Origin of the sequence: Pseudomonas sp. Kh14 (genome assembly GCF_900291005.1) — a bacterium.
Lineage (GTDB): Bacteria > Pseudomonadota > Gammaproteobacteria > Pseudomonadales > Pseudomonadaceae > Aquipseudomonas > Aquipseudomonas alloputida.
In genome coordinates this window covers 21,285-47,984 of record NZ_OLKJ01000003.1, presented here as the reverse complement: position 1 = coordinate 47,984, position 26,700 = coordinate 21,285, and the positions used below count along the sequence as shown (strand labels likewise).

26 protein-coding genes and 1 tRNA gene are annotated in these 26,700 nt (G+C 62.3%); 11 read left to right on the top strand and 16 right to left on the bottom strand.

All coding sequences use genetic code 11. The annotated features are described in order from the left end of the window. The first annotated feature begins 1 nt into the window (after position 1). Complete coding sequence (locus tag FQ668_RS00300; protein WP_023389970.1) at positions 2-1,111, top strand: methionine ABC transporter ATP-binding protein; 1,110 nt, start codon at positions 2-4, stop codon at positions 1,109-1,111. Continuing rightward, on the top strand, positions 1,101-1,745 hold the full coding sequence (locus FQ668_RS00295; protein WP_014589318.1) for a methionine ABC transporter permease: 645 nt from the start codon (positions 1,101-1,103) through the stop codon (positions 1,743-1,745). Before FQ668_RS00300 ends, FQ668_RS00295 begins: the two co-directional genes overlap by 11 nt. Positions 1,746-1,772: 27 nt before the next feature. Here the strand turns inward: FQ668_RS00295 and dibA are convergent, their stop codons facing one another. Then, on the bottom strand, positions 1,773-3,668 hold the full coding sequence (gene dibA, locus FQ668_RS00290) for a phosphodiesterase DibA (protein ID WP_144179819.1): 1,896 nt from the start codon (positions 3,666-3,668) through the stop codon (positions 1,773-1,775). Between the two features lie 146 nt (positions 3,669-3,814). Between dibA and desA the strand changes: the two genes are divergently transcribed. After that, positions 3,815-4,999, top strand: coding sequence for a delta-9 fatty acid desaturase DesA (desA, locus tag FQ668_RS00285; RefSeq protein WP_014589316.1), 1,185 nt, complete (start codon positions 3,815-3,817; stop codon positions 4,997-4,999). Positions 5,000-5,098: 99 nt separating this feature from the next. Continuing rightward, positions 5,099-6,127 carry a sensor domain-containing diguanylate cyclase gene (locus FQ668_RS00280; RefSeq protein WP_014589315.1) on the top strand — a complete coding sequence of 343 codons (1,029 nt, stop codon included), beginning with the start codon at positions 5,099-5,101 and terminating at the stop codon, positions 6,125-6,127. A gap of 90 nt (positions 6,128-6,217) precedes the next feature. Here FQ668_RS00280 and FQ668_RS00275 read toward each other — a convergent pair whose 3' ends face one another. The 4 genes from FQ668_RS00275 to FQ668_RS00260 form a co-directional block, all read right to left on the bottom strand. Further along, the gene (locus FQ668_RS00275; RefSeq protein WP_014589314.1) at positions 6,218-7,477 is read right to left on the bottom strand and encodes a response regulator; all 1,260 of its coding nucleotides are present in this window, start codon (positions 7,475-7,477) and stop codon (positions 6,218-6,220) included. 137 nt (positions 7,478-7,614) lie between these two features. Then, the gene (gene gabT / locus FQ668_RS00270; RefSeq protein WP_003255866.1) at positions 7,615-8,892 is read right to left on the bottom strand and encodes a 4-aminobutyrate--2-oxoglutarate transaminase; all 1,278 of its coding nucleotides are present in this window, start codon (positions 8,890-8,892) and stop codon (positions 7,615-7,617) included. A gap of 182 nt (positions 8,893-9,074) precedes the next feature. Next, complete coding sequence (gene gabD / locus FQ668_RS00265; RefSeq protein ID WP_003255867.1) at positions 9,075-10,517, bottom strand: NADP-dependent succinate-semialdehyde dehydrogenase; 1,443 nt, start codon at positions 10,515-10,517, stop codon at positions 9,075-9,077. A 229-nt stretch (positions 10,518-10,746) separates the two neighbouring features. Continuing rightward, complete coding sequence (locus FQ668_RS00260; RefSeq protein WP_014589313.1) at positions 10,747-10,872, bottom strand: aryl-sulfate sulfotransferase; 126 nt, start codon at positions 10,870-10,872, stop codon at positions 10,747-10,749. Positions 10,873-10,992: 120 nt separating this feature from the next. On the opposite strand from FQ668_RS00260, the gene FQ668_RS00255 reads away from it, so the two are divergent. The 3 genes from FQ668_RS00255 (at position 10,993) to FQ668_RS00245 (ending at position 13,569) form a co-directional block, all read left to right on the top strand. Further along, a tRNA-Arg gene (locus FQ668_RS00255) sits at positions 10,993-11,069 on the top strand. Between the two features lie 162 nt (positions 11,070-11,231). Beyond that, positions 11,232-12,962 (top strand): dipeptidase, encoded by a 1,731-nt coding sequence (locus FQ668_RS00250; protein WP_019439231.1) that lies wholly within the window; start codon positions 11,232-11,234, stop codon positions 12,960-12,962. 169 nt (positions 12,963-13,131) lie between these two features. Then, positions 13,132-13,569 (top strand): CBS domain-containing protein, encoded by a 438-nt coding sequence (locus tag FQ668_RS00245; RefSeq protein WP_014589311.1) that lies wholly within the window; start codon positions 13,132-13,134, stop codon positions 13,567-13,569. A gap of 6 nt (positions 13,570-13,575) precedes the next feature. Here the strand turns inward: FQ668_RS00245 and FQ668_RS00240 are convergent, their stop codons facing one another. From FQ668_RS00240 to FQ668_RS00230, 3 genes are all read right to left on the bottom strand, one after another. Next, positions 13,576-14,214, bottom strand: coding sequence for a hypothetical protein (locus tag FQ668_RS00240; RefSeq protein ID WP_003255871.1), 639 nt, complete (start codon positions 14,212-14,214; stop codon positions 13,576-13,578). A gap of 69 nt (positions 14,215-14,283) precedes the next feature. Continuing rightward, positions 14,284-14,526 carry a DUF2789 domain-containing protein gene (locus tag FQ668_RS00235; RefSeq protein WP_014589309.1) on the bottom strand — a complete coding sequence of 81 codons (243 nt, stop codon included), beginning with the start codon at positions 14,524-14,526 and terminating at the stop codon, positions 14,284-14,286. Between the two features lie 61 nt (positions 14,527-14,587). Further along, on the bottom strand, positions 14,588-15,046 hold the full coding sequence (locus tag FQ668_RS00230; protein ID WP_003255874.1) for an aminoacyl-tRNA deacylase: 459 nt from the start codon (positions 15,044-15,046) through the stop codon (positions 14,588-14,590). A gap of 98 nt (positions 15,047-15,144) precedes the next feature. On the opposite strand from FQ668_RS00230, the gene FQ668_RS00225 reads away from it, so the two are divergent. After that, a complete protein-coding gene (locus FQ668_RS00225; protein WP_014589308.1) occupies positions 15,145-16,491 on the top strand; it encodes a nodulation protein NfeD in 1,347 nt (448 codons plus the stop codon). 2 nt (positions 16,492-16,493) lie between these two features. Then, positions 16,494-17,246, top strand: coding sequence for a slipin family protein (locus tag FQ668_RS00220; RefSeq protein ID WP_014589307.1), 753 nt, complete (start codon positions 16,494-16,496; stop codon positions 17,244-17,246). 48 nt (positions 17,247-17,294) lie between these two features. Here the strand turns inward: FQ668_RS00220 and FQ668_RS00215 are convergent, their stop codons facing one another. From FQ668_RS00215 to FQ668_RS00200, 3 genes are all read right to left on the bottom strand, one after another. Beyond that, on the bottom strand, positions 17,295-17,927 hold the full coding sequence (locus FQ668_RS00215) for a LysE family transporter (protein ID WP_010951582.1): 633 nt from the start codon (positions 17,925-17,927) through the stop codon (positions 17,295-17,297). Positions 17,928-18,125: 198 nt separating this feature from the next. Next, positions 18,126-18,713 (bottom strand): mechanosensitive ion channel family protein, encoded by a 588-nt coding sequence (locus FQ668_RS00205; protein WP_014589306.1) that lies wholly within the window; start codon positions 18,711-18,713, stop codon positions 18,126-18,128. After that, positions 18,713-20,623 carry an ATP-binding cassette domain-containing protein gene (locus FQ668_RS00200; protein ID WP_023389966.1) on the bottom strand — a complete coding sequence of 637 codons (1,911 nt, stop codon included), beginning with the start codon at positions 20,621-20,623 and terminating at the stop codon, positions 18,713-18,715. The genes FQ668_RS00205 and FQ668_RS00200 overlap by 1 nt, the downstream gene beginning before the upstream one ends. 50 nt (positions 20,624-20,673) lie before the next feature. Between FQ668_RS00200 and FQ668_RS00195 the strand changes: the two genes are divergently transcribed. After that, positions 20,674-21,153 carry a TIGR02444 family protein gene (locus FQ668_RS00195; protein ID WP_070383348.1) on the top strand — a complete coding sequence of 160 codons (480 nt, stop codon included), beginning with the start codon at positions 20,674-20,676 and terminating at the stop codon, positions 21,151-21,153. Here the strand turns inward: FQ668_RS00195 and FQ668_RS00190 are convergent. Then, positions 21,132-22,067: an AlgP family protein gene (locus FQ668_RS00190; RefSeq protein ID WP_144179817.1), complete on the bottom strand. Its 936-nt coding sequence runs from the start codon at positions 22,065-22,067 to the stop codon at positions 21,132-21,134. The genes FQ668_RS00195 and FQ668_RS00190 overlap by 22 nt on opposite strands. Positions 22,068-22,245: 178 nt before the next feature. On the opposite strand from FQ668_RS00190, the gene FQ668_RS00185 reads away from it, so the two are divergent. Beyond that, positions 22,246-22,884 (top strand): FKBP-type peptidyl-prolyl cis-trans isomerase, encoded by a 639-nt coding sequence (locus FQ668_RS00185; RefSeq protein WP_041166816.1) that lies wholly within the window; start codon positions 22,246-22,248, stop codon positions 22,882-22,884. 8 nt (positions 22,885-22,892) lie between these two features. Here the strand turns inward: FQ668_RS00185 and FQ668_RS00180 are convergent, their stop codons facing one another. From FQ668_RS00180 to FQ668_RS00165, 4 genes are all read right to left on the bottom strand, one after another. Next, positions 22,893-23,363, bottom strand: coding sequence for an Rsd/AlgQ family anti-sigma factor (locus FQ668_RS00180; protein WP_014589301.1), 471 nt, complete (start codon positions 23,361-23,363; stop codon positions 22,893-22,895). A 231-nt stretch (positions 23,364-23,594) separates the two neighbouring features. Further along, positions 23,595-24,101 (bottom strand): disulfide bond formation protein B, encoded by a 507-nt coding sequence (locus FQ668_RS00175; RefSeq protein ID WP_014589300.1) that lies wholly within the window; start codon positions 24,099-24,101, stop codon positions 23,595-23,597. A gap of 222 nt (positions 24,102-24,323) precedes the next feature. After that, a complete protein-coding gene (locus FQ668_RS00170; RefSeq protein WP_014589299.1) occupies positions 24,324-25,562 on the bottom strand; it encodes a heme biosynthesis protein HemY in 1,239 nt (412 codons plus the stop codon). Further along, a complete protein-coding gene (locus tag FQ668_RS00165) occupies positions 25,559-26,659 on the bottom strand; it encodes a uroporphyrinogen-III C-methyltransferase (protein WP_003255892.1) in 1,101 nt (366 codons plus the stop codon). The genes FQ668_RS00170 and FQ668_RS00165 overlap by 4 nt, the downstream gene beginning before the upstream one ends. Positions 26,660-26,700: the final 41 nt, after the last annotated feature.

Genomic DNA, 26,700 nt, shown 5'->3' with positions numbered 1-26,700 from the left:
AATGAGCCAGGCCAACGCGCTCAGGGCGCCCACACCCCAAGCACTGCCGCCAATGGCCAGAGAACAGGCCCTGCGCCCCGAGGTCAATGAAGCCCACGTGCGCTTCATCGGCCTGGGCAAGACCTACCCGGGCCAGGCGCAACCGGCGTTGCAAGGCATCGACTTGAACATCCGCCATGGCGAGATCTTCGGCATCATCGGCCGCAGCGGCGCCGGTAAGTCATCACTGCTGCGCACCATCAACCGCCTGGAGCAACCCAGCCAGGGCCGCGTATTGATCGACCGGGTGGATATCGCGCTTTTCGATGAGGACCACCTTGTGGCCCTGCGCCGGCGCATCGGCATGATCTTCCAGCACTTCAACCTGATGTCGGCCAAGACCGTGTGGCAGAACGTCGAATTGCCTTTGAAAGTCGCCGGCGTGCCCAAGGCCGAGCGCCAGCGCAAAGTGCGCGAATTGCTGGAACTGGTCGGCCTGCAGGAAAAACATCACGTGTACCCGGCGCAACTGTCCGGCGGGCAGAAACAGCGCGTGGGCATTGCCCGGGCACTGGTGCACAACCCCGAGATCCTGCTGTGCGACGAGGCCACCTCGGCGCTGGACCCGGAAACCACCGCCTCAATCCTGGAGCTGCTGCGCGATATCAACCAGCGCCTGGGCCTGACCATCGTGCTGATCACCCACGAAATGGCGGTGATTCGCGACATCTGTCACCGGGTAGTGGTGCTGGAACGCGGCGCAGTGGTCGAGCAGGGCGAGGTCTGGCGGGTGTTTGGCTCACCCCGTCACGAGGTTACCCGCACCCTGCTCGCCCATTTGCAGGCCAAGCTACCCGCCGCACTGCAAGCCAGCCTCCAGGCCCGCCCGGCGAGCGGCAACAGCGCCGTAGTGCTGAAACTGACGGTGCTCGGCGAGCCAGAGCTGTCTGCCCTGTTCAACGACCTGGGCGGGCGTGTGCGTCTGCTGCAGGGCGGCGTGGAAACCATCGGCGAACATGCCTTGGGGCAACTCATCCTCTCGGTGCAACACTCGCCGCACGACACCCATCAATTGCTGGAACGTGCCCGCCGTTGGGCCGAGGACGTGGAGGTATTGGGCCATGTGGATTGATCGCCTGCTGGAAGGCTTGCTGGATACGCTGCTGATGGTTGGGGTTTCGTCACTGATCGCCCTGCTGGTGGGTGTACCCATGGCGGTGCTGCTGGTCACCAGCGACAAGGGCGGGATCTTCGAGGCGCGGCTGCTGAACCGGGTGCTGGGCGCCTTCGTCAACCTGTTCCGCTCGATTCCGTTTCTGATCCTGATGGTTGCGCTGATTCCTTTCACCCGCCTGGTGGTGGGTACCACTTATGGTGTGTGGGCGGCCGTGGTGCCGCTGACCATTGCCGCCACACCGTTCTTTGCGCGGATTGCCGAGGTCAGCCTGCGTGAAGTCGACCATGGTCTGGTGGAAGCCGCACAGGCCATGGGCTGCCGGCGCAGGCACATCATCTGGCACGTACTGTTGCCCGAGGCGCTGCCGGGGATCGTCGGGGGCTTCACCATTACCTTGGTGACCTTGATCAACTCGTCGGCGATGGCCGGGGCGATTGGTGCCGGCGGGCTTGGGGATATCGCCTATCGGTATGGCTACCAGCGTTTCGACAGCCAGATCATGCTGACCGTGATCGCCATGCTGGTAGCGTTAGTGGCGTTGATCCAACTGGGCGGGGACCGCCTGGCGAAGGGTTTGAACAAGCGCTGAAATCCAGGGCTGCGTTGCAGCCCGCTCTCAATCCCAGCGAAGATCCTCAGCCGGCACTGGCCGCCCGAACCAGTACCCTTGACCCAACTGGCACTCCTCCTGCAACAGGAAGCTGGCCTGCTCCGCCTGCTCGATGCCCTCGGCATGCACCTGCATACCCATGCTACGGGCCAAGGCGATGATCACCCGCACGATGGCGATGTCGTCTTCATCCACTGGCAACCCAGCCACAAATCCTTGGTCGATTTTCAGCTTCTGCACCGGCAAACGCTTGAGCCGCAGCAGTGACGAATACCCGGTGCCAAAGTCGTCGATGGCCAGGGTCACCCCCAGTTCGCGCAAGCGGTGCAGTTGCTCCAGCGCCACCTCAGGGTCTTCCATCACCGCGCTTTCGGTCACTTCCAGCTCCAGCAAGGCCGGGGCGAGGCCGGTGTCGTGCAGCACTTCGGCTACCTGCCGATACAGCTCATGCTGGCCAAACAGGCGACTGGAGATGTTCACCCCCACAAATGTCAGCTGCCGGCCTTGAGCCTGCCACTGCACCATTTGCCGACAGGCCTGTTGCAGCACCCAGGCATCGATCTCGGCAATCAGGCCGGTGCGTTCGGCAATCGGGATGAACTCGCCCGGCGGTACCAGGCCGCGCCTGGGGTGCTGCCAGCGCACCAGCGTCTCGACCCCGACCTGTCGGCCTGACGCCAGGTCGTGTACCGGCTGGAAGTACACCCGCAGTTCATCCTGCTCCAGGGCCCGACGCAATTCAGCGGCGGTCTCGACCCGATGCTGTGCATGGGCGGTCAGCTCTTCGGTGTACAGCGCATAGCAGGCCCGCCCGTTGCTTTTGGCCTTGTACAACGCCGAGTCGGCATTGCGCAGCAATTGCTCGGCACCCAAGGCATCGCTGGGGTAAAGGCTGATTCCGACGCTGGCGCTGATGAACAGACGGTTGCCCTCGAACTGAAACGGCTCACGCATACGCTCGATGATGCACTGCGCCAGCTTGCCCGCCTGGCCGACCTGCTGGCAGTTCTCGACCAGCACGCCGAATTCGTCGCCGCCCAGACGCGCAAGGGTCAAACCGTTACCCAACACCTCCCCCAGACGCTCGCCCACCAGCTTCAGCAACTGGTCGCCAATGGTATGGCCCAGGCCGTCGTTTATGCTCTGGAAGTGATCCAGGTCCAGCAGCAACAAGGCGCAACCGCGCTTGTTGGCCTGCGCCGCCGCCAATGCCTGCTCCACCCGGTCGGTAAACAGCAGGCGGTTGGGCAGGCCAGTCAGCGGGTCGTGGTGGGCCAGATAGGCAAGTTCCTGTTCCGAATGCTTGATGGCGCTGATGTCACTGAACACCGCCACGTAATGGCTGAGCTCACCTTCGTCGTCGCGAATGGCGCAAATAGTCTGCCACTGCGGGTAGATCTCGCCGCTTTTGCGCCGATTCCAGATTTCACCGCTCCACTCGCCCTTCTCGGCCAGGGTGGCGAAAACCTCCTGGTAGAAGGCCAGGCCATGGTGGCCGGACTTGAACTTGCTCGGGCGCTGGCCGATGACCTCATCCTGCTGGTAGCCGGTGATGCGCATGAAGGCACGATTGACGTGCACGATCAGGCCTTGGCGGTCGGTCACCAGCACACCTTCGAGGGTACTGTCGAACACCGCGGCAGCCATGCGCAGCCGTTCACGGTCTTCACAACGCAAACGCGCGCCATGGCCGATGAAATTGAGCAGGCGCACGCGCGACACATAGATCAGCAAGGCACTGAGCAGCACCCAGACCACCACGTTGATCTGCCGCCCCACGGTCAGTGCCAAGGGATCGTCAGTCATGCTGTGCAGCATCACCTCCGCCAGCGCAAGCCAGAGGATCGAGAGCACCACATATAGCGCAGCCATGCGCAAGGCGTCGCGAACGGAAACAGACATGTCGGGTGGGAAAGGCCATCAAAAAGGAGTGGGCATTATAAAGGCTGAAACATGTCGTGACCTCCTATCTCAACGGTTGACTGGTTTTATTTCCCCGCCAAGGGATAATCAGCCCTTCCCCCTGCATTTCGAGGGTATTTGCACCTATGTGGTATAACGGCCTGCTCGACCTGTCGGCCTGGCAACTGGTCGGCATCACTCTGTTGATGACCCACGTGACCATTGTCAGCGTCACGGTCTACCTGCATCGCTACTCCGCGCACCGGGCCCTGGAGCTCAACGGCGCGCTCAAGCACTTCTTCCGCTTCTGGCTGTGGCTGACCACGGCGCAGAACACCCGTGAGTGGACCGCCGTCCACCGCAAGCACCACGCCAAGTGCGAAACCCCCGACGACCCGCACAGCCCGGTGTACAAGGGCCTGGGCACAGTGCTGCGCAAAGGTGCCGAGCTGTACCGTGAAGAGGCGCGCAACCCCGAAACCTTGCGCATCTATGGCAAGAACTGCCCGGATGACTGGATCGAGCGCAACCTGTACTCGCGTTACAAACTGGGCGGTATCGCACTGATGGCGGTGATCGACCTGCTGCTGTTCGGCACCCTGGGCATCACCATCTGGGCGGTGCAGATGATGTGGATTCCGTTCTGGGCCGCCGGGGTGGTCAACGGCCTGGGCCATGCCCTGGGCTATCGCAACTTCGAATGCCGCGACGCCGCCACCAACCTGGTGCCCTGGGGCATCGTCATCGGCGGTGAAGAACTGCACAACAACCACCACACCTACCCCAACTCGGCCAAGCTCTCGGTCAAACGCTGGGAGTTCGACATGGGCTGGGCGTGGATCCGCCTGTTCTGCCTGCTGCGTCTGGCCAAGGTGCAGCGCGTGGCGCCCATCGCCCACCGGGTGGCCGGCAAGGCCAGCCTGGACATGGACACCGCCATGGCCATCCTCAACAACCGCTTCCAGATCATGGCCCAGTACCGCAAGCTGGTGATCGGCCCGCTGGTGAAACAGGAACTGGCCCGTGTCGATGCGTCGGTGCGCCACCGCTTCCGCCGTGCCAAGCGGCTGCTGTCTCGCGAAACCAGCCTCCTGGAAGACCGCCACCACGTGCGCATCGAGTCCATGCTCGCGCATAGCCAGGCACTGAAAACCATCTACGAAAAGCGCCTGGCCCTGCAGCAGATCTGGGCGCGCACCAGTGCTAACGGCCACGACATGCTGGCAGCCATGAAAGACTGGGTACATGAGGCCGAAACCAGCGGCATCCAGGCACTGCGCGACTTCGCGGCACAACTCAAGACTTACTCGCTGCGCCCGACCGGCGCCTGACCGCCGTTGATCGGCACGCCCCCCAGCGGGGCGTGCCATTCGGAACTTCGCCCTCACCTCTCCACTCGAATCCGGAATATCGCCTGCGTGGCGGGCCGGATGCTGGCCGCACGCTTTCACGTTGAGACCTGCTCCGTGCACATGGCCAAGAACATTCCCACGATTTTCCCCGGCACCCCTCCTCCCGAAGCCGCCCAGACTTTACTGGCGTTACTCCACGCCCAAGGTGAGGTTGCCCGCCTGAGTGAGCGTGATCAGCTGTTCAGCTCGTTGCTCGACAGCGTCAACGCAGTGCTCTGGGCCTTCGACTGGGAAACCCGTCAGGTGCTGTACGTGAGCCCAGCCTACGAGCGCATCTTCGGCCGCCCGGTCAGCCTGGTGCTGGCTGACTACAACGAATGGCGTGACAGCATCTACCCCGACGACCTCGAGTTCGCCGAACGTAGCCTGGCCCAGGTACTGCTCAAGGGCGCGGTGGAAGACCGCGAGTACCGCATCCTCAATGCCGATGGGCAACTGCGCTGGCTGAGCGACAAGTGCTACATCAACCAGCAGCACGATGGCGACCGGGTAATCATTGTCGGTATCGCCGAAGACATCACCGAGAAGAAGCAGCTTGAAGGCGAACTGCAGCGCCTGGCCACCACCGACGTGCTGACCCAGAGCAGTAACCGCAGGCACTTTTTCGAATGTGCTCAGCAAGCCTTCGACAGTGCACGCGCGGACGGTACACCGCTGGCTTTCCTGCTGTTGGATATCGACGACTTCAAACGCATCAATGACAGCTATGGCCACCAGGAAGGCGACCAGGTGCTGCAACACATCGCCGACAGCGGCAAGGCCGTGCTACGCCGGGGCGACCTGTTCGGACGCATTGGCGGCGAAGAATTTGCGGCGGTGTTTCCGGGCTGCAACGCCCAGGTCGCGGAGCAGATTGCCGAGCGCTTGCAACGGCAGATTCAGCACTTGAGCTTCAGCCATGGCCAGCAGACGTACGGGGTGACGGTGAGCCAGGGGTTGACCGGGCTGACCGATGAGGATGTGGCGCTGGACAGCCTGTATGCGCGGGCCGATGCGGCAATGTACCAGGCCAAGCGGCAGGGCAAGAACCAGATAGTCCGCGGCTGATCAGGCGGCACGGGGCAGGACTCCGGCGTTGGCCGGTATTCGCGGGGCCGGCGCCATACAAGCGGGCAAGCCCACGACGGCCCCAGAATCTCAGCTGGAAACCTCGGCCCCTGCCACCGGCGGATCTTCCTGCGGCTTTACTTCCGGGTTCTCCACCTTGCGCAACCGCCTCAGCTCCGGCAGGCCAAGCTTGAGCAGGCGCGCCGTCTTGCCGCTGGCCACCTTCTCCAGCCCCTGCTCAGCCGGCAGCCGCGACAACTGCCCAGCCAGGTTCATGGCCAGGATCTCCCGCGAGTAAACGCCACCGCCCAACTGGTATATCGCAGCGATCAACTCGCGCAGTGCCAGCGGCAAACGCCAGCGAGTACGCAGCGCCGAGCCGAACGCCGCACCAAACTCTTCCAGCGATTGCTGCACATTGCGCTCGTCCAGATCTCCCCCGGCCAAGCGCCACTCTTGCAGGCAGCGCAACACCGCCAGGTCGCCCAGGCAATGCAGCAAGCCAGCGCAATAACAACGTCCCTCGTCCAGCTCGAGCATACGCGCCAAGGTGCGGCCATATTCGGCAGTGTGCAGTGACAGGTCCCAGTAACGGGTCGCGTGCTCCGCCAACAGTGGGTCACTGAGGCGTGCGCTGCGCTTGAGGGTCATGCCCAGGATCAGGTTCATGCTTTGGGTACTGCCAAGCTTGTTCAGGGCCTGCAGCAACGTCTGCACCGGGGCATCACGGTGCAATGCCGCACTATTGGCGGCAGCGATCAGCACCGCCGTGACTTGCGGGTCGTTACGCACTTCCTCTTCGAGCACCCTGAGGTTCAGGCCCTGGGGGTTCAGCGCTCGATTGATCGCTACCTGCACATCGGCCAACAGCGGCCCGCCATCGGCGGTAGCGCGGCGCTGCTCAAGATAGGCTGGCAGGCTGGCTCCCGCCTGCAACGCCGGTATCGGGCAGGCAATCTCCTCGCCAACGGCCAGCAGCAACTCTTGCAGGCGCTTGCGCAGGTTATCCAGGTTCAGCGGCTTGCTCAGGTAAGCCGTGGGGTGCAGGGGCAGCGCTTCGCGCACACTGGCGCTGTCATTGCGGTTACTCATGAGAATGAACGGCACCCCTGGCCCTTTGGCGCGCACCTTGCGCAGCAGGTCGAGGCCGTCGACACCGGCCAGCTCGCGGGCAGCGATGATCAGGTCAGGCTTGCTGGACAAGGCACTGAGTGCCTGCGAGCCATCCGCGCATACCTGCAGGCGGGCGTCACAGCGCACGCTGAGCAGCATCTCGCTGAGCATGTCCCGTACCCAAGGATCGCCTTCGACAATCAGTACGCTTGGTGGGGTGGGGGCTGCAGCGCTCATCGCCAACTACTCCTGAATAGCCTGACACACAGTCCGTCGCAGCTTCCAAAGCCAGTCCTCCGATAACCATAGCGCCACATGGCTTATCTGGGCATAAAAAAACCCGCCTAGGCGGGTTTTTTCTGAAGCGCGTCACATCAGGCGATTTCAGCGAAGCACTCTTCGATGATGGCCAGGCCCTTGTCCAGCAGCGCGTCTTCGGCGGTCAGCGGAACCAGGATACGCAGGACGTTGCCGTAGGTGCCGCAAGACAGCAGGATCAGACCCTTTTCACGAGCCTTGGCGACAACCTGGCCAACAGCAGCAGCGTTCGGGGTGTGAGTGCCCTTCTCGAAGACTTCGACGGCAATCATCGAGCCCAGACCACGGACGTCGCCGATGATCGGGTACTTCTTCTGGATTTCGCGCAGGCCAGCGGTCAGGCGCTCACCCACAGCCTTGCTGCGGTCCAGCAGTTTTTCTTCCTCGAACACTTCGATCACGGCCAGGGCCGCGGCGCAAGCGATCGGCGAACCCGCGTAGGTACCGCCCAGGCCGCCAGGAGCGATGGCGTCCATGTATTCGGCCTTGCCGCACACACCGGCCAGCGGGAAGCCGCCAGCGATGGATTTGGCGAAGGTGGTCAGGTCAGGCGCAACGCCCATCTGTTCCATGGCGAAGAAGGTGCCGGTACGGCCAGCGCCGGTTTGTACTTCGTCGGCGATCAGCAGGATGCCGTGCTGGTCGCACAGGGCGCGCAGGCGTTTCATCAGCTCTTTCGGCGCTGGCAGGAAGCCGCCTTCGCCTTGCACTGGCTCGAGGATGATTGCGGCGATGTCGCGCGGCTCGGCGTCGTTCTTGAAAATGCGCTCGACCGAGGCGATGGCGTCGTCAACGCTGATACCGTGCAGTTCGCTCGGGAACAGGGCGCGGAAGATGCCGCCTGGCATCAGGCCCATGCCAGCGGAGTACGGCACGACCTTGCCGGTCAGGCCCAGGGTCATCATGGTACGGCCGTGATAACCGCCGGTGAAGGCGATGACGCCAGCGCGGCCAGTGGCAGCACGGGCGATCTTGACGGCGTTTTCAACGGCTTCGGAGCCGGTGGTGACCAGCAGGGTCTTCTTGTCGAAGTCGCCTGGGACCAGCTTGTTGATCTTTTCGCACAGCTCTACGTAGGGTTCGTAAGCCAGCACCTGGAAGCAGGTGTGGCTGACCTTGGTCAGCTGCTCTTGCACGGCTGCAACCACTTTCGGGTGCAGGTGGCCGGTGTTCAGTACTGCGATGCCGCCAGCGAAGTCGATCAGTTCGCGGCCTTCAACGTCGATCACGGTCGAGTTCTTCGCGGTGTCGACGAAGATCGGGTGGATCTGGCCGACGCCACGTGGGACGGCAGCTACACGACGTTGCATCAAGGATTCGTTGGTTTTGCTCATAATGCCCTCATTGCGCCGACAGGAATGGCGCTTTTATTCGGGGGCGGCTGGGAGTGCTCGCGAACAGTATTCGTTGATCGACTGTCGTGAACGCCCTGGCCACCAGGTACTGCAATGTAAAAAAGGCCAGCGAGACGTCGCTCTCGCGCCCCGCTGGCAGAGGTAAAGCCTTTACCGTGCTATCAGACGCTGATGCACAGGTATTTGATTTCGAGGTAGTCCTCGATACCGTACTTGGAACCTTCGCGGCCCAGGCCCGAAGCCTTGATACCACCGAACGGCGCCACTTCGTTGGAGATCAGGCCGGTGTTGATACCCACCATGCCGTACTCCAGGGCTTCGGCGACACGGAACACACGGCTCATGTCACGGGCGTAGAAGTACGAGGCCAGGCCGAACTCGGTGTCGTTGGACATGGCGATGACTTCGGCTTCGTCTTTGAAGCGGAAGAGCGGCGCCAGTGGGCCGAACGTCTCTTCCTTGGCGACAGCAGCGGTCTTCGGTACGTCAACCAGGATGGTCGGCTCGAAGAAGTTGCCTTCGATCAGCTTGCCACCGGACAGCACTTTGGCGCCTTTGCTGACGGCGTCCTCGATGTGTTCCTGGACCTTGGCGACAGCCTTGCCATCGATCAGCGGGCCAGTGGTGGTGCCTTCTTCCAGGCCGTTACCGATCTTCAGCTTGGCAACTGCAGCGGCCAGCTTCTGGGCGAACGCGTCGTAGACGCCGTCCTGCACGTAGATACGGTTGGCGCAGACGCAGGTCTGGCCGTTGTTACGGTACTTGGAGATGATCGCGCCCTCGACCGCCTTGTCCAGGTCGGCGTCGTCGAACACGATGAACGGGGCGTTGCCACCCAGCTCCAGGGAAACCTTCTTGATGTCCTTGGCGCATTCTTCCATCAGCTGGCGACCGATTTCGGTCGAGCCGGTGAAGGACAGCTTGCGTACCAGGGAGTTGCCGGTCAGTTCGCCGCCAACTTCGCCGGCGCTGCCGGTAACCACACTCAGCACGCCAGCCGGGATGCCGGCACGGTGGGCCAGCTCGACCAGCGCCAGAGCGGAGTATGGGGTTTGCGAAGCCGGCTTGAGGACCATGGTGCAGCCAGCGGCCAGGGCCGGGCCGGCTTTACGGGTGATCATGGCGGCCGGGAAGTTCCACGGGGTGATGGCCGCGGTAACGCCGATTGGCTGCTTGATGACAATCAGGCGCTTGTCTGGCTGGTGGCCCGGGATGGTGTCACCGTAGATGCGCTTGGCTTCTTCGGCGAACCACTCGATGAACGAGGCAGCGTAGGCGATTTCGCCCTTGGCTTCGGCCAGCGGCTTGCCCTGTTCGGTGGTCATCAGGCGAGCCAGGTCGTCCTGGTTCTCGATCATCAGTTCGAACCAGCGACGCAGCTTGGCCGAGCGCTCTTTCGCAGTCAGGGCACGCCATGCCGGCAGGGCCTTGTCGGCGGCTTCGATGGCGCGGCGGGTTTCCGCAGTGCCCATCTTCGGCACGGTACCGATGACTTCGCCGGTGGCCGGGTTGGTCACCTTGATGGTCTGGCCGTTGTCCGCATCCAGCCACTCACCATTGATATAGGCTTGCTGGCGGAACAACTGAGCGTCTTTGAGCTGCATGTCGGCTTCCCGAATTGTTGATTGTTGAAAAGCGCCCAAGGCAGGGCATCGAGCGTTTGAAATCTCAAACGAATGCTAAGCGGCTGCTGGGGTGTTGGACAATAGGCTGTTCGAAAAAAAGAACGAATGGTTGAACAGCCCATCTGAAATCGCCCGCAGAATGGCCGCTGAAGGGTAGACGATGCTGCGGCCGGACGCGGGGCGAAGCCAAAATTCGTTTCATTGCTTGTCATGGCCAATTTACTCCGCCCTGATGCTGGGCTGAAACGATGATGCTGTCGTTATCGGCGCCGTAATCGATGGCATTGACGTGCGCCCAGTTCCGGCCGGTACCTCCCGACCAACCGTTGTTCATTTCCGATCTGTATTGTCGTGTATCCGTCCCACAGGGATCTGCACAGCCAACACGGTAAAAACAGCTACAGATCAAGGCGATGGACGTCAACGACACAGATGGGTATCATGCGTGCGCGTTGCACTCGTAGCTCAGCTGGATAGAGTACTGCCCTCCGAAGGCAGGGGTCGTGGGTTCGAATCCCGCCGAGTGCGCCATATCAAGAAAGCCCTGGGCCTGAGCCCGGGGCTTTTTCGTTTGTGCGCCATGTCACCTTTCTGGTACTCCCGTGCCACGGGTCATTGATGTTAGCGTGGGCGTCTTCCCGTTCTCCGAACGGGTAACCCATAACAATGATTGGCGAAGGAATGCGCACAACCATGCAGTTGAAAAAACTCACCGCCACCACCCTGTTGCTGGCCAGCATCGGCCTGTTCACCCAGCCTGCCCAGGCCAACCTCACCCAGCAGCAGTCCGCAGCTATCGTCAAAGCCTTCGACGGCAGTGACCCAAGCGACTTCAAGCAATTCCTCGGCAAGCTCAAAGGCAGCGACCTGGGCAAGGCCGACAACCTCGAGGCAACCGTCGACGCCTACCTGGCCAACAAGCCACTGGCCGCCGGGCAACAAGACGAGATCAACCGCCTGCTCGGCCTGTATACCCGCATCAAGTATGGCAAGGCCGCTACAGAAACCCTGCGTGAACTGGTAGCCATCCCCACCTTCAACGTCGAGGGTATGCCGCAGTACGAAAACCCTGAATTCCTCAAGATCGCCGACAGGATCAAGGCCTTGGCCGACAGCTTCGGCCTGGCCTTCCGCAACATCGACAACCGGGTGTACGAGATCTCGCTGGGCAGCGGGAAGGAAGTGATCGGCATCCATGCCCACGCTGACGTCGTGCCGGTCAACCCGGACAACTGGAAGCTGGCCGATGGTACGCGCCTGGACCCGTTCAAGGTCACCCTGGTGGGTGACCGCATGTACGGCCGCGGCACCGAGGACGACAAGAACGGCATCGTGGTGGCGATGTACGCGCTGAAAGTGGCCAAGGATGAAAACCTGCCGCTCGCCCGGCAGTTCAAACTGCTGATCGACACCACCGAAGAAACCAGCGGTGATGCCATCCCCTACTACTTCGAGCGCAACCCTACGCCCGAATACAACCTGGCCCTCGACGGCGGCTACCCGGTAGTGATTGCCGAGAAAGGCTACGGCACGGTCATGGCCAGCTTCAATAAGCGCCCAGCCAGCGGCAAAGGTGCCGAGATCGTCAACCTGACCGGTGGCCTGGCTACCAACCAGATCCCGACAACTTCGGTAGCGACCCTGATTTCTGACAACCCGGCACAGCTGACCAAGCACCTGCAGCAAGCCGGCGCCAAATACGTGAAGCAGCATGGAAGCGACTTCAGCATCGACGCCAAGGCCGACGGCAAGCAGGTGTTGCTCACCGTTACCGGTGTTTCCGCACACTCTTCGGAGCCGGAATCCGGCATCAACCCGGTGGCGCGTATGCTCGACTTCATCAATGGCCTCGGCCAGCAGGTGCCGCTCAAGCACAACCACTTTACCGACGCTGCCCGCTACGCCGCCGACAACTGGGGCCTGGACTACCTGGGCAACAAGCTCGGCGTTGCCTTCAAGGACCCGTTCATGGGCCCGCTGACCACCTCGCTGACCTTTGTCGGGGTGGATGACAAAGGCTTGAAACTGGCGGTAAACCTGCGCATTCCCAAGGGGAAGCCGATCGCCACGATCAAGGACGAACTGGCCGACAAACTGGGCAAATGGACCCGGCAAAGCAACACCTCGGTGGCGTTCGATTACAGCCTGGACGAGCCGATGTACCGCAACCCCGAAGGCGAATGGGTCAAGGCCCTGCTCGCTGTGGCCACGGAAAACCTGGGCATGAAGCATGAGTTTGGTACCTCGGCCGGCGCGACCTCGGTGCACGATCTTCCCAACGGTGTGCAATTTGGCCTGGCCATGCCGGACGTGAAGTACACCGGGCACAACGACAACGAGTTCAAGACCGTGGAACAGTTCATGCTGGACCTGCAGGTAGTGAGCGAGATGGTGGCGCGGATCGGGCAGATGCCAAAACTCTGATTGGCTGCACCGGCCTCTTCGCGGGTAAAGCCGAGAAGAGGCCGGCACAAGCAACCACCCATGACGTTTTTCAATCGCCTCCATGCCGTTTCCTGCATTGCCGTGCAGAGCGCCGTACCGGATGCTTTAGTTAAACCGAGACAGCGTTTTTTCACCCGCAGAGGCCCGTATGAAGAACGTCGAACAAATCCTCAAGACCAAGTCCCAGCACCAGACCGTGTACACCATCGGCCCGGATGACTCGGTGCTCGACGCCCTGAAACTGCTGGCGGAGAAAAACGTCGGTGCACTGCCCGTGGTCGAGGGTGGCCAGGTGGTGGGTATCGTCAGTGAACGGGACTATGCGCGAAAACTGGTCCTCAAGGGCCGCTCTTCCGCCGCCACGCCGGTACGCGAAATCATGAGCGCACCGGTGGTCACCGTGGAGCCCAAGCAAAAGCTCGATTTCTGCATGAACCTGATGACCGACCGGCACCTGCGTCACCTGCCGGTGGTCGACAACGGCAGATTGCTCGGCCTGCTGTCGATCGGCGACCTGGTCAAGGAAACCATTGACGAACAGGCGAGCCTGATCAAGCAAATGGAGCAGTACATCCGCGGCGAATGAAGCGCCTCAATGGTAGGCGCGCTCCAGTTCGTCCAGCTGATGGTCGAAGCTACGCAAGCGCGCCGACCAGGTGTACACCAGCACTTCCAGGTCACGGTTGAGTACTGCCGTATTGCCGTGGCCGCTGTGCGTGGGCTCGCCGAGGTCCAGCTGGTAGCGTTCGCGGGCCATCGCCTGGGCCACGCTGGACAGATCGCGAGCGTTGGCCAGCCAGTGGTGATGACGGTCATGGATTTCGCGGTCGAGCACCCGGCACTGGCGCTTCAGCGCATCCAGGCTCTGCTCCAGCGGAGTGCCCCTGAGCTCGCCCATGACCTCTTCGAAGGTACGCCCCGAATGCCAGTAGCTGCCCCAGAAATAACGGTCGAAGACCGTCTCGACGCGGCGTAGCGCAACCTTGGTGTTCCAGATGGTCAGCAGCGTTCGCCCCTGCACCACTTCGCGCTTGTTCAGGCGCAGCTGCTGCCAGGCGATCCATGTCAGCGCCACCAGTGCAACCGCTACAGTGACTGCGGCAGCGGCGTACAGGAAATGCACGGCCTGGTTCATCTGTTGCGTCTGTCTGATGCCATAGAAGTAACTGGCCGTCAGGGTGCCCAGGATCGTCACGGAACACCAGAAACCTGGTGCGTAGGGATCTTTCATCGCGCTATCCCCTTATTGTTTTCCTGAGCATAGCAACGGCCGATCACTCGTCAGGTGCCGCTCGGCGCTTTATTTTCGGGGGCGGCGCAACGCTTCGTTGAGTTGATCGAAGGGCACGGCCCAATCGGAATCTTCAATGATGCTGTCCTTGAGAAATGCCCGCTGAGAGTCGTTCCAGAACGGCGCGTCCACCAGCTTGATTTCGTTCTTCAGCGGGGAATGGCTGGTGATGAACTGATCGATACTCGTGGGATCGTCGGGCAAGCCCAGCTGCTTGAACAGGTCGGCAAAGGGATGGATCGGCGCTTCCATGGTTCCTCCTGAGCGCCAGGCAAGCCGTCCACGACGCCCGCCTGGCATTGGTTTGAAGACATCAGCACAGCTCGCGCACTTCGGCGTGCGGCACCAGTTTCATGTACTGCTCCATGCTCATGTGAATCAGGTGATCGTGGTCACCCGCCTCCAGGTAGACATCGCCTTGGCGGGTAAGACTCGGGTCGAGCAGCATTTTTATCTGGTAGGCATCGCCAAGGGCCGGCACGGCACCGCGCTCGCAGTCGTTGAACAGGCTCGGCAGACCGCTTTCACGGGTCAGATGCCACGCCCCGGACATACGCACCTTGGTCATGTCCAAGTGCCGGTTGGCCGGTAGCACGGCCATGATGTAGTTGCCATGACGGTCATCGAGCATCACCGACTTGGCGACCCGCTCGGCGGGCACGCCGGCCGTTCGGGCCGACTCCAGGCTGGTGGCCGAATGTGGGTGGGGAATAATGTCGTAGTCGCAGTTGGCCTTGTCCAGGCGGGCCTGCAGGGTCTTTGCCATACGCATGATGCACCTCCGGTTTCCCCCCCCAATCTCCAATTTTAGGCCGGGTACGGGTGGGCGGGGCTAAACTTGTGTAATACGCGCAAATGAGGTGACGACAGGTGATCGCCCGCTGCTGGCGTTTGCTGTTGCTGCTGTTATTGCTTGGCATCACGCCAGGTGGCCAGGCAGCGCCCGGCGCGGTATGGGTGCTGAACATCGACGACGCCATCGGCCCGGCCAGCGCCGACTACCTGGTGCGCAGCCTCAGCCAGGCCCAGGCGCAAGGCGCGCAACTGGTGGTTATCCGCATGGATACCCCGGGCGGGCTGGACAGCGCCATGCGCCAGATGATCAAGGCAATTCTCGCCAGCCCTGTACCGGTCGCCAGCTACGTTGCCCCCAGCGGAGCCCGCGCCGCCAGCGCCGGCACCTATATTCTCTACGCCAGCCATGTCGCGGCGATGGCGCCCGGAACCAATCTGGGAGCTGCCACGCCGGTGCGGATCGGCGGTGCGCCTGGCACGCCCAGTGACGACAAAGCCAAAGGCGGCGACGATGAAACTCTCGCTCGCAAACAGGTCAACGACGCCGCCGCCTACATCCGTGGCCTGGCGCAGATGCGCGGCCGCAACGCCGACTGGGCGGAGCAGGCCGTGCGCGAGGCGGTCAGCCTGTCCGCCAGCGAGGCCTTGCGGTTGAACGTGATCGATCAGGTGGCCGATGACCTGTCTGACCTGCTGCGCAAGCTCGACGGCAAAACGCTCCAGGTGGCCGGCCAGCCACGCCAGTTGCAGACCGCAGGCGCCAGCGTGGTCGAGCACCTGCCAGACTGGCGCACACGGGTTCTGGCGGTCATCACCAACCCCAGCGTAGCGCTGATCCTGATCATGATCGGCGTTTACGGCCTGTTGTTCGAATTCATGAACCCCGGTTCTGCGGTGGGCGGTGTGGTCGGTGGTATCTGCCTGCTGCTGGCGCTGTATGCGCTGCAGCTGTTGCCGGTGAGTTTCGCCGGGGTGGCGCTGATCCTGCTTGGCATCACCTTCATGATCGCCGAAGCCTTCTTGCCCAGTTTCGGCGTGGTCGGCTTCGGCGGCATCGTTGCCTTTGTGGTCGGCGCATTGATCCTGATCGACACCGACGCCCCCGGTTTCGGCATCCCGCTGGCCTTGATCGGCACCTTGGCGCTGCTCTCGGCACTCCTGATCGGTGGCGTGCTGGGCATGGCCCTCAAGGCCCGGCAACGGGCGCTGGTCAGTGGCGACGCCGGCCTGGTCGGCAGCCTGGTCACCGTCACCCAGGTGATGGCAAGCGACCCCTTCTGTGGTGTCGTGCTGGCTCAGGGCGAGCCATGGCAAGCACGGTGCGCAACGCCGCTGCAAACTGGCCAGAACGTGCGGGTGACCGCGCGCCATGGCGTGATGCTGGAAGTGAGCGCCGCCGCCCCTGCGACGCAAGGAGAATGAGCATGTTCATGCAATTCGGTTTCGGCGCTGTGCTGATCGTGCTGGCCATGCTGGTTCTGTCGGCGTTTCGCATCCTGCGCGAATACGAGCGGGGCGTGGTGTTCCAGCTGGGGCGCTTCTGGCAGGTCAAAGGGCCGGGGCTGATCCTGTTGATCCCGGTGATCCAGCAAATGGTACGGGTCGACCTGCGTACAGTGGTACTGGATGTACCACCGCAGGATGTGATCACCCGCGACAACGTTTCGGTCAAGGTCAACGCAGTGTTGTACTTTCGCGTGCTCGACCCGCAGAAAGCGATCATTCAGGTCGAGGATTTTCTGGTGGCGACCAGCCAGCTGGCCCAGACGACCCTGCGTGCGGTGCTGGGCAAGCACGAACTGGATGAGCTGTTGGCAGAACGCGAGCAACTGAATCTGGACATCCGTCAGGTGCTGGATGCTCAGACGGATGCCTGGGGCATCAAGGTGGCCAACGTCGAGATCAAGCACGTGGATCTGAACGAGTCGATGGTACGCGCCATCGCCCGCCAGGCCGAGGCCGAGCGCGAACGTCGGGCCAAGGTGATTCATGCAGAAGGTGAACTGCAGGCGTCGGAGAAACTGATGCAAGCCGCGCAAATGCTGAGCAAGGAGCCAGGGGCGATGCAGTTGCGCTATATGCAGACGCTGGGGATGATTGCCGGGGACAAGAGCTCGACCATCGTCTTCCCGCTGCCGATAGATCTGCTGAAGGGGTTGGTGGACAAGGAGAAATAGTGATGGGCCAATCGCGGGTTTTCCCGCGAATGGCTTGTATGCGCTCTGTCAGACGGGCGCGCGGCGCAAGGTCGCCAGGAAGGTGGCTGCACCAATGAACAACCCGGCAAAGGTGCGGTTCAAACGCTTCTGCTGTTTGGGCGTGCGCAACATGCGCAACACATGCGAAGCCAACCCGGTGTACCCCGCCATCACCAGCAGGTCGACAGTGACCATGGTCACGGTGATCGCCACATATTGCGGCAGCAGCGGCGCATGGGGATTGAGAAACTGCGGCAGCACCGCCAGCATGAACACCAGCGCCTTGGGGTTACTGATGTTGACCAGGAAACCACGGAACACCAGGCTCAGCGGCTTGCCGATCGGGCGCACGCCTGATTCATCGCTCATGTCCATCGGCAGGGCACGCCACTGCTTATAGGCCAGGTACACAAGGTAGCCGACGCCAAACCACTTGATGACCTGGAACGCCGTGGCCGAGGCAGCCAGCACGGCACCGACGCCGGCGGCGATGATGGCGATCTGCATGATCAGGCCCAGCTGCAGGCCCAGGGCGTTCCAGTAACCACGCCAGAAGCCGTATTGCAGGCCGCTGGACATCGAGGCAATCGCCCCGGCACCGGGTGAAAGGCTGATCACCCAGCAGGCGGCAAAAAAGCCTAACCATACTTCCATCGACATCACACACCTCGCTCGAACATATGTTGCAAAACGTTAAGCTAAGGTTTTGGCGAAAAAATAACCAGTGATTTCTGATGGATTTGTGTGGCCTGACCTGGCCTCTTCGCGGGCACGCCCGCTCCCACACCTACAGTGCATTTTCAGACGCTGTGGAATACCTGCGGGAGCGGGCGTGCCCGCGAAGGGGCCAGAACAGGCTCAGTCAGCTTCGGCAGCTGTGTCTTTGTGCAGGGCCTGTACCTCGGCCCCGCGCCAGCGCCGCACCGACTTCTGGAAGAACTGACTATTGGGCACCTGCACCAGCGCTCCGCCCGCTTCGGGCACTTCCAGCAGGGTGGTAAAAAGCAGGTTGATAGCAATCACCCGGCCTTTCACGCCTGGCTTGTCGAGGGTGTCGACCAGCTCGACCACATCGCCGATGCGAAACGGCCCGACCGTGAAGATCAACACCGCGCACAACAGGTTGGACAGCACGCTCCACATGGCGAAGAAGGCCACCGCCGCTACCGCTACGAAGCCGGAAAGTGCTGTCCACAACACGGTTGCCGAAACACCCATGCGCTCCAGCACGAACAGCAGCGCGCTGCCCATGATCAGCCAGCGCAGGCCACCGCGCACGGGCACCAGCAGCTCCGGCGGTAACGGGTAACGCTGGCCCAGACGGCTCAGCCCGCGGGCGACGATACGTTGCAGGATGAACGCCGCTGCCAGGATCAGGAGGATCTGCAAACCCAGCCAGAAGGTGTCCATCCATTGCCCTGGCAGCAGCGAACGCAGTTCCTCCATCAGGACAACGCCTCGAGTTCGGCCTGCATGCTTTCCAGGGTTTCCAGCGCTTCCATCCAGGCCTCTTCCAGCTCGCCTTCGCGTTGCTTGAGCCGGGTCTGGCGCGCCAGCAGGTCGCGCAACTCGTCCTTGCGCGCCGCATCGTAAAGGCCACCATCACCCAGCGCGGTCTCGATCTCGGCCAATTGCGCGTGCACCTGGTTGAGCTCGGTTTCCAGCTTGTCGGCAGCCTTCTTGTGCGGCGCCAACTGCTGACGCAAGGCTGCGGCAGCCTGGCGCTGGGCTTTCTTGTCGGTCTTGTCCGGGTTGACCGGTGCAGTACTGGCCGGCGCACTGCGCTGGCGGTACTCGACCAGCCAGCGGCTGTAGTCCTCCAGGTCACCGTCGAAGGTGTCGACCTTGCCGTCGGCCACCAGCAGGAAGTCGTCCGTGGTGCTCTTGAGCAAATGACGGTCGTGGGACACCACCACCACTGCACCGGCAAACTCCTGCAAGGCCATGGTCAGCGCCAGACGCATTTCCAGATCGAGGTGGTTGGTCGGTTCGTCGAGCAGCAGCAGGTTTGGCCGCTCCCAGGCAATCAGCGCGAGTGCCAGGCGGGCCTTTTCGCCACCGGAGAAGTTCACCACCGGCTCGTCGCAACGGGCACCGTGGAAGTCGAAGCCGCCGAGGAAGTCGCGCAGCGTCTGCTCACGCTCGGTAGGAGCGATGCGCTGCAGGTGCAGCAGCGGGCTGGCCTTGTCGTCCAGCGAGTCCAGCTGGTGCTGGGCAAAGTAGCCTACAGCCAGGTTCTCGCCACGAACCAGGCGGCCCGACAACGGCTCCAGCTCACCTGCAAGGTTCTTGATCAGGGTCGACTTGCCGGCGCCATTGGGCCCGAGCAGACCAATACGAGCACCCGGGGTCAGCTGCAGCTTGACCTTGTCGAGGATGGCCTTGTCGCCATAACCCAGGCGACCTTCGGAAAGGCTAAGCAACGGGCTGGAAATTTTCTGCGATTCACGGAAGACAAAGTCGAACGGCGAGTCGACATGCGCCGCCGACAGCTCTTCCATGCGCTCCAGGGCCTTGATCCGGCTTTGCGCCTGACGGGCCTTGGTGGCTTGCGCCTTGAAGCGGGCAATGTACTTTTCCATGTGCGCGCGCTGCGCCTGCTGCTTCTCGTAGGCTTGCTGCTGCTGCGCCAGGCGCTCGGCACGGGTGCGCTCAAAGGCGGTGTAGCCGCCTTTGTACAAGTTGAGCTTGCGCTGCTCGACGTGCAGCACATGGTCGACCACGGCATCGAGGAAGTCACGGTCGTGGGAGATCAGCAACAATGTGCCGGGGTAGCCCTTGAGCCAGTCTTCCAGCCACAGGATAGCGTCGAGGTCGAGGTGGTTGGTGGGCTCGTCGAGCAGCAACAGGTCGGACGGGCACATCAGTGCCTGGGCCAGGTTCAGGCGCATCCGCCAGCCACCAGAGAAATCGCCGACACGGCGGTCCATCTGGTCGTTGGTGAAGCCCAGCCCAGCCAGCAACTTGCGCGCACGGGCGTCGGCGGTATAGCCGTCGGCGCTTTCCAGCTCACTGTGCAGGCGCGCCAGGGCGGTGCCGTCGTGGGCCTGCTCGGCCGCGGCCAGTTCGGCCTGGACCTTGCGCAGGCGCACGTCGCCATCAAGCACATAGTCCACAGCCAGGCGGTCGAGGGTGTCGACCTCTTGGCGCATGTGGGCGATGCGCCAGTCGCCGGGCAGTTGGCAGTCACCGGCATCGGGCGACAGCTCACCGCGCAGCAAGGCGAACAGGCTGGATTTTCCGGCGCCGTTGGCGCCGATCAGGCCGGCCTTGTGACCGGCGTGCAGGGTCATCTCGGCGCCTTCTAGCAAGCGCTGCGGACCACGCTGTAAAGTGAGGTTGGATAGTCTGATCATGATGGTCGCGGAGTCTACCAGCTTCCTCGGCCCATAGCGCGAGTGGAACCATGCACACCGACCTGTGGAATTACGCCCTGGCCCTGTATGCCAGGCCCGGCGTGGAAGCCGCCTGCCTTGAACTGCAGGCACTGGGTGGCGATGTCTGCCTGCTGCTGTGCGCGACCTGGCTGCAAGCACGTGGTGTGGCCGTACTAGGCGAACGTGCGCAAGCACTGCAAGAACTTGCCGAGCCTTGGCAGCGTGACGTGGTCGCCCCGCTGCGCAGCCTGCGCCAGCAATGGCAAACCCCAGCATCGGGTGATGCACAATTGGCCGCATTGCGTGAACAAGTGAAGGGGTTGGAGTTACAGGCAGAAAAAGCCTTGCTGGAGCGCTTGCAGGAACGTTCGCAACAGTGGCCCGTGGGCTCCCATGAGCCCGCGGACGACTGGCTGGCCCGGCTGGCACCGGACCAGGCTCTGCATCATGACGCGCTAGTTCAGTTGCGCGTCGCAGCGGCTGCGCTTCAGGACGCCGAAGGTGCCTGAGACGGCGTGCTCACAGGTGCCGACGGTGCTGCAGCAGCCGGGCTCACCGAGTTGGTTGCGGCGGCCGGTGTAGCGGGTTTGGCTTCAGCAGGTTTGGCGGCGGGTTTGGCGGCCGTGGGTGCTGGTGCCTTGGCGGCAGCTGGTTTTGCGGCCGGCTTGGCAGCAGGGGCTTTGGCAGCTGGCTTGGCCGCAGGTTTGGCTGCCGCAGTCGCCTTGGCAGCCGGTTTGGCCGCAGCGGTCGCCCTGGCAGCCGGTTTGGCCGCAGGCTTAGCGGCAGCGGTCGCCTTGGCAGCTGGTTTGGCCGCAGGCTTGGCGGCAGCGGTCGTCTTGGCAGCTGGTTTGGCCGCAGGCTTGGCGGCAGCGGTCGCCTTGGCAGCTGGTTTGGCCGCAGGCTTGGCGGCAGCGGTCGTCTTGGCAGCCGGTTTGGCCGCAGGCTTGGCGGCAGCGATCGCCCTGGCAGCTGGTTTGGCCGCAGGCTTGGCAGCAGCGGTTGCCTTGGCAGCCGGTTTGGCCGCACGTTGATCAAGGGCCTTGCCTGCAGCTTCGCGTACTTTACCTACACCCTGAGCCAGCTTGAGGCTGTCCTGAGCATCGCGTTTGAGTTGCTGAATGTAAGAGCGCGTCTGGGTTTGACGTTCCTTGAGAGACTCGAGCAGTTCTTCAAGTTCACCGATGGCTTTTTGCGCCTTGCTTTGCGCCTTGGCTTTACCTGCCTTGGCCGCGTCCTGCAGTTTCAGGCGACCGTTGTGCAGTTTTTCCTGCGCCTTGCCACGCTGCTTTTCCAACTTCGCCAGCAGTTTTTCCGCATCAGCCAGCGCTTGCGAGCAGGCCTCTTCCAAGTGTTCGAGCAAGCTGCCCGAAAGTTGCTGGAGCAGGTGTAACGGCGTACTTACTGGCTTCTTTTTGGCCGACATGGTTTACCTCCTGGCTGACGAGATTGCGGCTCATACTATGCTTCTGCTGCTACCGCCGCTAGGGCATGTTGACCGTAATGTTTACGCCGCGTTGCATGCCTGGGCAAAGTTGTTATCTTGCAGCTGCGTGAAAGTGTAGTTGCTGAATTAATCATTGCTGGTATTTGGGAGTCAGGCGTTGCCTCGAAATCTTGTTTTGGGTTTATGCCTGATGGCACCCCTCGCCTTGGCCGACAACGACGACCACGATTTGGCCTACAGCCTGGGTGCCAGCCTGGGTGAACGCCTGCGCCAGGAGATGCCGGGCTTGCAACTGGATGCACTGGTCGAAGGCCTGAAACAGTCCTATCAGGGGCAACCCCTCAAGCTCGACAAGACACGCATGCAGGCAGTGCTGCAGCAGCTTGAAGCCCAGGAAGGTGACGCCGCTACGCAAAAGCTGCAGGCCGCCGAAACGCGCTTCATGGCTAATGAACGTGGGCGTTATGGCGTGCACGAACTAACGGAAGGTGTGCTGTACAGCGAATTGCAGGCAGGCACGGGCGCACAGCCAAAAGCGGGCGGCAAAGTGCAGGTGCGTTATGTGGGCAGATTGCCGGATGGCTCAATATTCGACCAAAACCAAACCCCCCAATGGTTCAACCTGGATTCGGTTATCGAAGGCTGGCAGGTCGCGTTGCCGAAAATGCACACCGGCGCCAAATGGCGCTTGGTAATTCCTTCAGCGCAAGCCTATGGCGCCGAGGGGGCGGGAGACCTGATTGCACCCTATACCCCCTTGATATTCGAGATCGAACTGCTGGCGGTTGGTGACTGACGCCAACCTCAGGCCTGCACTGCACCCTCTTCCTTGTGTGCGTTGTGCAGCACTTCGATCAGGCAGTCTTCAAGCTCGAAGCGCTCATGCAACAACCCGCCCAACTTGGCCAGCTTCTCGGCAAAGCGTTCGGTGTCCTTGCACTCCCCCTTGGCGCAATGGTCGTTGAAGGCCAGTGCGATCTGAGTACTGTCGTTGATCCGCGGGTTGATCTCTTCGGCCAGCTTCAGCGCCTTCTCGTCTCCGAACGCCTTGGCCTCGCTGACCAGTTGCTCGCAGACTTCGAAGTGCCACGCCGAAACGTAGTCGACCAGAAGGGCGCAAAAGTCCCCGTTGGTGTCCTTGTCGGCGAAGGCTGGCCTCACATCGCGCAGGGCGCGAAAAGCCTGCACCAGTTCCTGGCGCTCCTCCAGCCAACGGTCGATCAGCTTGTGAACCCCACCCCAGCGTTCCTGGGCGTTCTGACAACTATCGAGCATGGCGATCTCTTCCCTTCTGGGTAGATGCCGCTGCACCTCGCACCACGACCGCGCAGCACAAAGGTGACATCAGCAGGACGGCATCGAGCAGTTGTTTTTCCGGTATGCGTGCTGGGAGATTATTCCCGCGCGTGCTGCCCTTCAAGGTACGCAGCACACAAAGTTCATACAAGTGTTTAATACCCTGTTACATCACCATTGGTCGCGCTAATGGCACAACCTTGCGCCAGGTCATGCTCTTGCCAGGGTGCGGAAACGATACGCCAGCAGGCAACTCAAGGGCAGCACCGCCAGCAGCAGGAAGGCTAACAGGCTCCATTCCGGCAGTGTCAGATCGAGAAAACTCCAGGCAAGCGAACGACAATCCGGGCCACCCAGCAACAGTTGCCGTGCCGCCTCACCCCAGGATTGTTCGAACACTCGCCCGATCGGCACCGGGCATACCTCATTGACCCCCTCAGCCCCCTGCAACCAGACATGCCGTGCTGCCAGCAATGCGCCGGCCAGCGAGCAGCCCAGCGCCAGCCGAGCATAACGAAGGATGCCCCGCGTGCCCGGTGCCTGCAGCACGGCTGCGAAACACAGGAGCGCGTACCCGCCAAGCAGCAACCGTTGGCTGAGGCACAATGGGCACGGCATCAGCCCCACTGTGTTTTCCAGACGGAAAGACGCAACCAGTACTGCCAGTGCGACCAGGCAGGCAGGAAGAAAAAAGGTGCGCAAACGGGCCGGCAGCATGGGCGGTGAAGGTCCCGGGGAAAAAGTAGTGGCTTGAAACGGTAGAGGAAAGACACGCTTTGTTTCAAGGCACGACAGCAACGACAAGTCACTGAAACGCGTAGGAAATTTCCAGATATGCCGTAGGAGGCGACGGAAGAAATAGACTTCAGATCAAACTGACAGCGGAAGATAAATTACCTGCCCCCAATGCCCGCACCTTTGCGCGGGCCTTGGGGTAGGTCAGGCGCGCACGCCTTCTGGCAAAGGCAGCGCCAGCAGGCGCTCGTCCAGCAGGCCAAGGCCCTCCTGGAACAGCTGGTTGCTGCGCTCGGTCTCGCCCAGCCCCGCGAGCAGGCGGGCCAGCTCAGCACAGGCCTCGGGGTTGCGCTCCATGCGCAGGCTGCTTTCCAGGTAGTCACGCGCCTTGCCCCACAAGCGGTTTTGCAGGCTCAGACGGCCCAATGTCAGCAGCAGGCTGGCGTCTTGCGGGTGAGCCTTGAGCCAACCTTCGGCGGTTTGCAGCTGACGCACCGGGTCATCACCACGCACCAGGCCGTAAAGGCGGGCCAGGTGGCTTTCGTAGTCGCGCTTGAGGGCCGTGCGCAGTACTTGTTCGGCTTCGTTCTGGGCACCTACCTGGCGCAGTTGCTCGGCGTACGCCAGCACCAGTTGTGGCTCCTGGCGCTGGGCTGCGGTCAGCTGCTGCCAAGCGCGCTCCAAGGATTGACGTGCACTGAGCGCATCTTCGCCACGGGTGGTCGCCAGGCTCAGGTTCTGGCCCCAGGCGCGTTGCTCCAGAGCAGCCAACTCGGCGGCCGGCAGCACCTTGCCCTTGCGCAGGTCGGGCAGCAGGCGGATCAGCGCAGACCAGTCGCCGCGCTCCACGTAAAGGCGTTGTAGCAAGCGCAGCACCTGGCCGTTGTGCGGGTGGCGTTCCTGCATTGCCAGCAGGGTTTCCAGCGCCCCATCGTTTTCGCCACGATCCATTTGCAACTGGGCATGGGTCAGGGCAATGGCCAGCTCCGCTTGCGGCTGGCGCTCCAGGGCACGCTCCAGCAAGTTGTCGCTGTCTTCGGTACGGCCTTGTTCGTTGGCAGCACGCGCGGCACCAAGGTAGTACAGCAACGGTTGGCGCTCAGCCTCGGCGGCACGGTGCAAGTGCCGTTGGGCACTGGCCCAGCGGCCTTCGGCAAGATCGAGCTGGCCCTGTTCGATCGCCAGGCGGATACGTCGGCTGCGGTTACGCCGTGACCACGGGTTGACCACACCACTGGAAGTCAGCACCAGGCCGACCAGATAGCGCAGCAACCACAGCAGCAGGACGACCGCCAAAATACCCGCCAAGGCTGCCCACAGCCCCGACTGATAACGGAAGCCACCATAGGAAATCAGTACATAGCCGCTGTGCTTGGCGACCGCGATGCCCAGTGCCGCAGCAACCACGATCGCAAGCACGGCCAACAAGTAGACACGCTTCATGGCTTGCCCCCTTCAGCCTCGGCCGGCAGGTGACGGCGCTGAATATAGGCCTGCACTGCCGCCAGGCTTTCACTAAGGTCAGGGGTAACCACCGACACCGGCTGATCGGCCAGGGCATTGAGGCTGTCGAGCATGGCCTTGCTTTGCGGGTTGTCTGCGTTGAAGTTGGCCAGCAGTACGCTGCGGGCGTCGTCCAGCGCCTGCGTGTAAACCTTGGCATCACCATTGAGCGCCGCCCACTGGGCCTGCTCGATAGTAAGGCTCAGGGCCAGACGCAGCTGGTTCAGTTGCTGCCCGGCCAGCAACGGACGCACGTTTTCATCGGCATTGAAGTCGATCTGGAAGTACTTGGATATTTCTGCCCACCACTGCGACAGCCTGCTGGCACCATCACCGTCGGCGGTCAGGGCGCCAAGCGCATCGGCGTTACTGTCGAACTCGGGGGACTGGGCGCTCAGCTGCTGTACCAGCTCACGCTGTGCAGCCAGTTTCAAGAACAGGCCAGTACGGTCCGGTTGCTGAGTGCTGTTGAGCGTGGCCAGGCTGCGGGCCAGTTGCTCGCGGGCGGCGAAGGCACCCGGGTCGCTCTGCTCGCGCAGGATCTCGTCGGCGCCTTCGACCAGGGCTTTGGCACTGGTGATGTCCTGCAACGCCGAAAGGCGCAGGGTAGCCAGCCGCAGGAGGTGCTCGGCTTCGGCCAGACGCCACTCTTTGCGGCTTTCTCCCAGCACGGTTTCCAGGCGCTGGCTGAGACGCTGCTGGTCGCCCTGCAGTTGGGCTACCAAACGCCGGCGGTCTTCCAGCTCGCTGGCGGCTGGCAGACTGGCCAGTTGCGCACTGATCTGCTGTTCACGTTGCTGCAGCGCCTCGGCGCGCTGGGTCAGCGCCTCGATGTGCTGGCCCTGGTTGAACTCACTGCCCTGCAGTTGACGCACCTGCCAGACACCCCAGCCACCTACCGCCACCCCGGCCGCTCCAAGCAGCAAGGCCAGCGCTGCCAGGCCACTGCCGGAGCGCTTGGCAGGTGGGGTGGTAACGGGTTCCGCAGGCGCCTGCGCCGACGGTTGATCGTTATTGGACAAGACAGTCTCGCTCACGTATCCATCCTTTGCATGGGGGCGCACCGCATTCAGCTTAG

Coding starts and splice junctions, on each gene's coding strand:
- FQ668_RS00300 (WP_023389970.1), top strand. CDS start 2: ATGAGCCAGGCCAACGCGCTCAGGGCGCCCACACCCCAAGCACTGCCG.
- FQ668_RS00215 (WP_010951582.1), bottom strand. CDS start 17,927: ATGTCGATGGAAGTATGGTTAGGCTTTTTTGCCGCCTGCTGGGTGATC.
- FQ668_RS00175 (WP_014589300.1), bottom strand. CDS start 24,101: ATGCTGCCGGCCCGTTTGCGCACCTTTTTTCTTCCTGCCTGCCTGGTC.
- FQ668_RS00180 (WP_014589301.1), bottom strand. CDS start 23,363: ATGCTCGATAGTTGTCAGAACGCCCAGGAACGCTGGGGTGGGGTTCAC.
- FQ668_RS00205 (WP_014589306.1), bottom strand. CDS start 18,713: ATGGAGGAACTGCGTTCGCTGCTGCCAGGGCAATGGATGGACACCTTC.
- dibA (WP_144179819.1), bottom strand. CDS start 3,668: ATGTCTGTTTCCGTTCGCGACGCCTTGCGCATGGCTGCGCTATATGTG.
- FQ668_RS00250 (WP_019439231.1), top strand. CDS start 11,232: ATGCAGTTGAAAAAACTCACCGCCACCACCCTGTTGCTGGCCAGCATC.
- FQ668_RS00230 (WP_003255874.1), bottom strand. CDS start 15,046: ATGCGTATGGCAAAGACCCTGCAGGCCCGCCTGGACAAGGCCAACTGC.
- FQ668_RS00170 (WP_014589299.1), bottom strand. CDS start 25,562: ATGAAGCGTGTCTACTTGTTGGCCGTGCTTGCGATCGTGGTTGCTGCG.
- FQ668_RS00190 (WP_144179817.1), bottom strand. CDS start 22,067: ATGTCGGCCAAAAAGAAGCCAGTAAGTACGCCGTTACACCTGCTCCAG.
- FQ668_RS00260 (WP_014589313.1), bottom strand. CDS start 10,872: ATGAACAACGGTTGGTCGGGAGGTACCGGCCGGAACTGGGCGCACGTC.
- FQ668_RS00275 (WP_014589314.1), bottom strand. CDS start 7,477: ATGAGCGCTGCAGCCCCCACCCCACCAAGCGTACTGATTGTCGAAGGC.
- FQ668_RS00200 (WP_023389966.1), bottom strand. CDS start 20,623: ATGATCAGACTATCCAACCTCACTTTACAGCGTGGTCCGCAGCGCTTG.
- FQ668_RS00245 (WP_014589311.1), top strand. CDS start 13,132: ATGAAGAACGTCGAACAAATCCTCAAGACCAAGTCCCAGCACCAGACC.
- FQ668_RS00280 (WP_014589315.1), top strand. CDS start 5,099: ATGCTGGCCGCACGCTTTCACGTTGAGACCTGCTCCGTGCACATGGCC.
- FQ668_RS00195 (WP_070383348.1), top strand. CDS start 20,674: ATGCACACCGACCTGTGGAATTACGCCCTGGCCCTGTATGCCAGGCCC.
- FQ668_RS00235 (WP_014589309.1), bottom strand. CDS start 14,526: ATGGAAGCGCCGATCCATCCCTTTGCCGACCTGTTCAAGCAGCTGGGC.
- FQ668_RS00220 (WP_014589307.1), top strand. CDS start 16,494: ATGTTCATGCAATTCGGTTTCGGCGCTGTGCTGATCGTGCTGGCCATG.
- gabT (WP_003255866.1), bottom strand. CDS start 8,892: ATGAGCAAAACCAACGAATCCTTGATGCAACGTCGTGTAGCTGCCGTC.
- gabD (WP_003255867.1), bottom strand. CDS start 10,517: ATGCAGCTCAAAGACGCTCAGTTGTTCCGCCAGCAAGCCTATATCAAT.
- FQ668_RS00295 (WP_014589318.1), top strand. CDS start 1,101: ATGTGGATTGATCGCCTGCTGGAAGGCTTGCTGGATACGCTGCTGATG.
- FQ668_RS00240 (WP_003255871.1), bottom strand. CDS start 14,214: ATGAAAGATCCCTACGCACCAGGTTTCTGGTGTTCCGTGACGATCCTG.
- desA (WP_014589316.1), top strand. CDS start 3,815: ATGTGGTATAACGGCCTGCTCGACCTGTCGGCCTGGCAACTGGTCGGC.